General features: G+C 65.7%; 6 protein-coding genes. All 6 read left to right on the top strand.

What is annotated here, in order from left to right; all coding sequences use genetic code 11:
* Nucleotides 1–168: 168 nt before the first annotated feature.
* Complete coding sequence (locus ACESMO_RS12500) at nt 169–1,008, top strand: flagellin (protein ID WP_372708479.1); 840 nt, start codon at nt 169–171, stop codon at nt 1,006–1,008.
* A gap of 257 nt (nt 1,009–1,265) precedes the next feature.
* Nucleotides 1,266–3,998, top strand: coding sequence for a transcriptional regulator (locus ACESMO_RS12505; protein WP_372708480.1), 2,733 nt, complete (start codon nt 1,266–1,268; stop codon nt 3,996–3,998).
* 76 nt (nt 3,999–4,074) lie between these two features.
* Nucleotides 4,075–4,743 carry a hypothetical protein gene (locus ACESMO_RS12510; RefSeq protein WP_372708481.1) on the top strand — a complete coding sequence of 223 codons (669 nt, stop codon included), beginning with the start codon at nt 4,075–4,077 and terminating at the stop codon, nt 4,741–4,743.
* Between the two features lie 20 nt (nt 4,744–4,763).
* A complete protein-coding gene (locus tag ACESMO_RS12515; protein WP_372708482.1) occupies nt 4,764–5,180 on the top strand; it encodes a hypothetical protein in 417 nt (138 codons plus the stop codon).
* Between the two features lie 149 nt (nt 5,181–5,329).
* On the top strand, nt 5,330–5,809 hold the full coding sequence (gene ssb / locus ACESMO_RS12520) for a single-stranded DNA-binding protein (RefSeq protein WP_372708483.1): 480 nt from the start codon (nt 5,330–5,332) through the stop codon (nt 5,807–5,809).
* A 142-nt stretch (nt 5,810–5,951) separates the two neighbouring features.
* Nucleotides 5,952–6,224: an EamA family transporter gene (locus tag ACESMO_RS12525; RefSeq protein ID WP_372708484.1), complete on the top strand. Its 273-nt coding sequence runs from the start codon at nt 5,952–5,954 to the stop codon at nt 6,222–6,224.
* The last annotated feature ends 134 nt before the right edge of the window (nt 6,225–6,358 follow it).

The following is a 6,358-nucleotide window of genomic DNA, read 5'->3' on the forward strand; positions in this document are numbered from 1 at the left end:
CAGCGGGAAATATGGCTTGATCCGACGCATCTGCTTGTTCGTCAGCCAAAACAGATCACTCATGACAGGCTCCTCCTGCCACCAGTGAATCAGATCGCCACGACCGTGTGAATCCCTTTAATGGGTCCTGAGCCTAGCTTGGCCCAAACCTTGAAGGGTCCGAGTCGGATGACGAACAGCGTCCATACCAATGCCTCCGCCGCCATCGCGCTGCAGAACCTGACGCGCACCAACGAACGGTTGGGCGACGTTCAGAGCCGGATTTCCACCGGCCTGAAAGTCCAGGGTGCCAAGGACAACGCCGCCATCTGGGCGATCGCCCAGCAACAGCGCGCGGAAGTCGGCGCGCTCGGTGCGGTCAAACAGAGCCTGGATCGCGCGACCTCGATCGCCGACGTGGCCCTGTCGGCCGGCGAATCGGTGTCCGACTTGCTGAACCAGCTCAAGGAAAAAGTCGTCGCGGCGAAGGACACGTCCTTGACGACGCAGTCCCGCGAACTGCTCAACGCCGATTTCCAGGCCCTGTTGAAGGCCATCGCGTCAGGAATTGACAATGCGACTTTCGACGGCGGCAACATTCTTAATGGGTCGCTGAGCGGCGGTATCAACTTCCTCGCCAATGCTGACGCCTCGTCGTTCGTCACTCTGTCCGCAAAGAATTTGACGTTGGGCGGCGGAATCATCGATCTGACGACAGCCAGCGACAGTCTGCTGACAATCACGGCTGCGGACCAGGCCCTCACGCGACTGGACGCCTCCATCGGCAAGTTGAACGCCGCGCTAGGCGAAATCGGGGCGCAGGCCAAGCAGATCGATGCGCACAAGACCTTCGTCGGCAAGTTGATGGACACTCTGGAATCCGGTATCGGCAACCTGGTGGACGCCGACTTGGCAAAGGAAAGTGCGCGGCTGCAATCCTTGCAAGTCCAGCAGCAATTGGGCGCGCAGGCCTTGTCTATCGCCAATCAGGCACCCCAGATCATCCTGTCGCTGTTCCGCGGCGGATAGAGTCAGGCCCGACCGGTTCCCGATCGAAGTATGGACACGGGCGCGGGTCGGTTGCGATGGCCTCGGTCGGCCAAGCCGTACAGTGCGAGGATGGACTTCAGGGTTCGGACGAAGGTGGTCATGACGCGTCTATCCTCCTTCAGGACGCGCGATGAACGAGCGCGTACACCCATCGTTCCCTGAGTCGCGGACGCTGTCGTTCAAAGTGTCGTGTTAAGGCCTCGTTACGGTCGAGGCGTCATTCTGGCGCTTGCATCATGACCGCGATCAACAACAGCTATCTTCTCGGACTGTTCGGGGGCACGGCGTTCACGCCGTCGTTCTCGACCTCGGCTGCTTTGACGCAGGCCGCCAGGAAGCAGCCGACGCCGCCTTGGTCCTCGACGGTCAAACCTCTAGCGCAGGACGCGCTTCTCCGGGCGGCCCTGAGTGGGCGCAAGATCATCAACGAGGACGCGGCCAAGCTGGACCTGGCCTCGGCCTCCGCCGATTACCGCAAGCTTTTTGCCCTGTACCAAGGTCTGGACACGCTGAACGCGTTGACCAACCGGGCAGCGTCGAAGTCTGTCGGACTGCTTGAGCTGGCCCAGCTGGAAAAGCGGTTCGCGACGGGACTGGGCGAGGTGGGTTCATGGTTGACGGCGGCCGATTTCGAGGGCGTCAGGCTGGCCCAGGGCACTGCCACGGCCATCAGCAAGACGACGGCGGGCGTTCAGCGCGACAGCGCCGTGTCGATCACCGCGCCTGTCCATGAAGGTTCGCCAGACAGCGAAAGCCCCGCGTTCTCAGGCGAAGTCGCGTTCGATATCACCATCAAGCGCATCGTCAACGGCGCGAACGCCACGACTGCGGTCTCCATCGATCTCGGTGAAATGGGCGCGACGCCCCGCAGCCTGACGAACGTCCTCACCCACATCAACGGCAAGCTGGAAGCCGCCGGGATCGAGACCCGTCTCGGGCGCGAACTGGTCAAGGCGGAGCCGAAGATCATCACGGTCAATGGCAAGCCGGTGACCCTGCCAGCGGGACCGGACATGTACGCCTTGGTCGTGCGCGGCGTTTCGACCGAAACCGTGGGGTTCGCGGCGGCCGCGACCAGCGACGCCGTCTACGTCGTGCAGGCATCGGGGACTGCCGGCGCGCACCAGGTGCTGAAATTCCAGGCCGACGGCACGGCTCCCGCCGCCACAGCGCGCGTGGGCGAGACCCTTTGGGTCGATGGTCGGGCGTCGCAATCGACGTTGCCGCCCGGCGTGGAAACCGTTCGCGCCAGCGCGACCGGGCCTGACGGAACGCTGTGGCTGGTCGCGGACCTCAATGCGGGCCCCGGCAATACGCCGATCAAGGGCCAGCGCGACGTGGCACTGATCAAGATCGATTCCGCCGGCCGCGTCGTTTCGACCAAGCCGCTGGGCGCGGCCTCTACCGCCAGCGGATACGCCATCGCCGTGGACGCCCAAGGCCGGGTCGCGGTGGCCGGGTCGGTCACCGGCGCGCTGGAATCGGGCCAAGGCGGCGACGTGGCGAATGTGGCCGACAGTTTCGTCACCGTCTTTGACGCAGACTCTCGGGAAGTCTGGAGCCAGCGGCGCGGCGCGCGCGCGGCCGACGAGGCGACGGCCGTCAGTTTCGGACCCAACGGGACGGTCTACGTCGCCGGACGTGCGCAAAGCGCGATCCCAGGCGCTGGCGCCGTCGGCGGATGGGACGGCTATGTGCAAGGATTCAGAGAAAGCCAGGCGCACATTTTTGCCCCCGTGGTTGGCGCCAACGCGGGCGCTGAACAGTTCGGCACGGTGTCAGAGGACGGCGTCGGTGCCATCGCAGTGGACGGGTCCAACCTTTACTCCGCCGGGGTGGAGGAGGGGCGTTTCGTCGTTCGCCGGTTCAGCCTGGACGTCGATGGCAAACCGACTTTGGTCTCCAGTCGCGACCTGGGGCAGGCCAGCGGCGAGGTCGCGGGTCTGTCGGTCTCGAACGGCCGGGTAATACTGACCGGCACGACGCGGAACGCGGCGCTCTCGGCAGGCGCCGTAACCGAGGCGCATCATGGCGGCACGGACGCCTTCGTGGCCGTGCTTGAGGGTGATCTCGCGGCGTCAGCGAACGATCGGCTGACCTATGTGGGATCGGCCGGCGACGACACTGTGGCCGATGTGAAGGTCGCGGGAGGCAAGGTCTGGATCTCGGGCATCGCCGATCGTGCCGAAGGGGCGAAGGCCACCGATCCGACCAAGGCCTATCTGGCCCGCCTTGACCCGTTGACCGGTGCTGTGGAGTGGCGACGCGACTGGCAGGGCACGAACCAACAGGCCGCGCCGCTGACTCTCGCCGTCGCGTCTGGCGGTGCCAGCGTCCTGGATAAGCTGGGCCTGCCCCGGGGGGACATCGACCAGACCCAGTCGAAAAGACTGACCGAGGCCGCCTCGGTTCGCGTCGGCGACCGTTTTTATGTCTCGCCCGCCGACGGCGGCCGGTCCGTGGCCGTCACGATCGATGCCCGCGACACGCTCGAATCCCTGGCCAGAAAGATCGAACAAGCCTCGAACCGCAAGCTGAAGGTCACGGTGCTTTCCGACAAGGCGGAGACCGGAAAGCCGGGCGATGCGGCGTTGGCGCTCTTCGCCGGCGTCCAGCGACTCTCGATCACGGCGCGCAACGGACTGTCGGGAGCCATCCTGACAGCCGGCGAGCCTGGCCGGGACGCCCTCGCGGGCCTCGGTCTGTCGCAGGGATTTATCGGGGCGACCAGCGGCGCCGACACGATACGGACCTTCGGGCTCGGCCTGTCCCGAACCCTGAATCTGTCCTCTCCCGATGCGGTCCAGGCGACCGGCGAACGTTTGCAGGCCGCGATGAAGGCCGTCCGCGACGCCTATCGCGCCCTGAACCCGGTCTCCATCAGACCGGCGCAGAGCGGCCCCGTGCCCGCCTATCTCACGTCCCAGCTGGCCAACTACCAAGCGGCGCTGGCGCGACTGCGCGGATAGCGTCGGTGGCCGACGAAGGACGTTGACGGCGCATGCGTCGGCGGGGTTATTGGGCGCTCAATCGCGCGAGCCGTTCATGCCCAAGGATAATCGCCTTCTTATCGCGCTCGGCGCGGCCCTCGCGGTCGTTGCGGCCGTGGTGATCGCCCTTCTCATGTCAGGCGGCCGTGGTCGCGACGCCGGCCCACCGCCGGCCGCGCAGGGCGGCCTGACGGTGGACGTGGCCGACGCGCCGGAACTGAGCACGACACGCGAGCTTCGCTGTTACGTCGATGGACGGTTCGTAGGCCTGGCGACGCTGGCGGTCTGCGCCCAGCGCAACGGGGTGGCCACGGACGCGCTGGACGTGGGGATAGACGAGACGGGCGCGCTCGTGGCCGCGCCGACGGCCGCCTTCGCGCCGCCGCCGACGGCACCCATCGAACTCGCCGAGACTGAGCCGGCACCCCAAGCGATCGAGTCCGCCCAGCCGGAGGCACCTGTCGTTCAGGCGGCTGCGGGCAGCGCCTGCCTGCGTCACAACGGCACTGACTGGCGGACGGTGTCCTCCAGCCTTAGCCTGAACGCATGCGTCCAGGCCCTGTTCGCAGGAACCTGCGTGCGTCCCGGAGACGCTCTCTACGGGCGGTGGGGCGAGACGACGCTGCGACTGGTGCCGCGCCGGGTCGAACAGTCACCTGACAACAGCCGTTTCACCCCGCTGGTCGACCAGGACCGCCGCTGCCAGTTCCCGGGTCTGCGCTGATGATCCGCTCGGGACTTCTCATGGCCACCGGCGTCGGCCTGCTGGCCGTGGGGGCATGCGCCGAACGGGTCGAGGCCCCCTACGACAGGGGCGTCTGCTTCGCGGTGGAGTTGGGCGCTGAAGGCGAGCCCCCGACCTTCAACAAGGTCGCCGACGACCAGCCGCAGATCGAACACTGCGCGGCGCGGCTGGAGGAGGTGCGTCTGCGTTTCCTGCGGATGGGGGGCACGCGAAACGAGATCACGGGTGCCTATCACGGGCAGTACATCTTCATCGACCGGGCGGGGGTCTGGATCGGCAAGTCGCTGGAGGGCGCGCGCTTCATCGCCCTGGCCCGAACGGGCGATGGCCGACTGGCGGTGCCGGGGGCGATCAGTCGCGACGAGTCCGGGCGACCAGTGGGCGTGGCGGCACCGCCAGAGCCCGTCCCGGGGTAACAGGAACAAAACTGGAACATCCGTGCGCGATCGACTATCGTCGCGGCCATGAGACGACCGGACCGAAACGCGCAAGCGCGCCGGTCCCAATGAAAAACCGATCCGGACAGCGTGAAGACGTGCCGGATCAACAGAAAAGGAGCACGGCAATGGCGGGCAGCGTCAACAAGGTCATTCTGGTGGGTAATCTGGGCAAGGATCCGGAAATCCGCACGCTCAACTCCGGTGAACGCGTCGCTAACCTGTCCCTGGCGACCTCGGAACAGTGGCGCGACAAGACCAGTGGTGAGCGCAAGGAAAAGACCGAGTGGCATCGCGTCGTGATCTTCAACGACAACATCATCAAGGTCGCCGAGAACTATCTGAAAAAGGGCTCCACGGTTTACATCGAGGGCACCTTGGCCACGCGCAAATGGACTGACGCCCAAGGCCTCGAGAAATATTCGACCGAGATCGTGGTCAACAAGTTCAAGGGCGAGCTGACCATGCTGGGCGGCCGCGATGGCGGCGGCGGCGCAGCCCCGCGCGGTGGGGACGACGACTATTCGTCCGGCTTCTCGACCGGCGGTGCCAACAAGCCGTCCGGACCCAAAGAAAGCTACGACCTGAACGACGACATCCCGTTCTAGAGCCTGATCGGTTGGAGAGGAATCGCTGCGCGTTTCCGCCGATACCGTGAATCACGCTCCAGGAACGGTCTGGCGGCACGGCGAAACGCTCGGTTACCGGCTTTGACCGGCGCCGGGCGTGTACCCGTGCCATAGCCGACCGGTGATTACGCCCGACAAGCCCAACAGCCCGCTCTCCGTGGTCGAGATCGCAGCCATCGCCGCGGTGGTGGTGATCTGGGGCGTCAACAACGCCGCGGCCAAGTTGGGCACCGAGACCTTGCCGCCGCTTCTCATGGCGGCGCTGCGGTTCGCGCTCGCGGCGGCCTGTCTGATCCCGTTCGTTCGCCCACCATTCCCGAACTGGAAGAGTCTGCTGATCATCGTCGTGTTGGGCGGACCCCTCCACTACGGCCTGATCTATCTGGCTTTCTAGAGCGTTCGCCGCTCAAGTTGACGTATAGCCATCATGCCGGAAGTAGTTGGCGCATTCCTGGGGTGTGAAGGCCTTGAGGATATCGCCGATGCGGTCCCAGAGGCCCGTCATTGTGGTCTCGGCGGCGGCTCGCA

Origin of the sequence: Brevundimonas sp. (assembly GCF_041688735.1) — a bacterium.
Classification (GTDB): Bacteria; Pseudomonadota; Alphaproteobacteria; order Caulobacterales; family Caulobacteraceae; genus Brevundimonas.

What these genes read in the sequence shown, in the direction of transcription:
- ACESMO_RS12510 (WP_372708481.1), top strand. Translation starts at nt 4,075, where the DNA reads ATGCCCAAGGATAATCGCCTTCTTATCGCGCTCGGCGCGGCCCTCGCG.
- ACESMO_RS12505 (WP_372708480.1), top strand. Translation starts at nt 1,266, where the DNA reads ATGACCGCGATCAACAACAGCTATCTTCTCGGACTGTTCGGGGGCACG.
- ACESMO_RS12515 (WP_372708482.1), top strand. Translation starts at nt 4,764, where the DNA reads ATGGCCACCGGCGTCGGCCTGCTGGCCGTGGGGGCATGCGCCGAACGG.
- ACESMO_RS12500 (WP_372708479.1), top strand. Translation starts at nt 169, where the DNA reads ATGACGAACAGCGTCCATACCAATGCCTCCGCCGCCATCGCGCTGCAG.
- ssb (WP_372708483.1), top strand. Translation starts at nt 5,330, where the DNA reads ATGGCGGGCAGCGTCAACAAGGTCATTCTGGTGGGTAATCTGGGCAAG.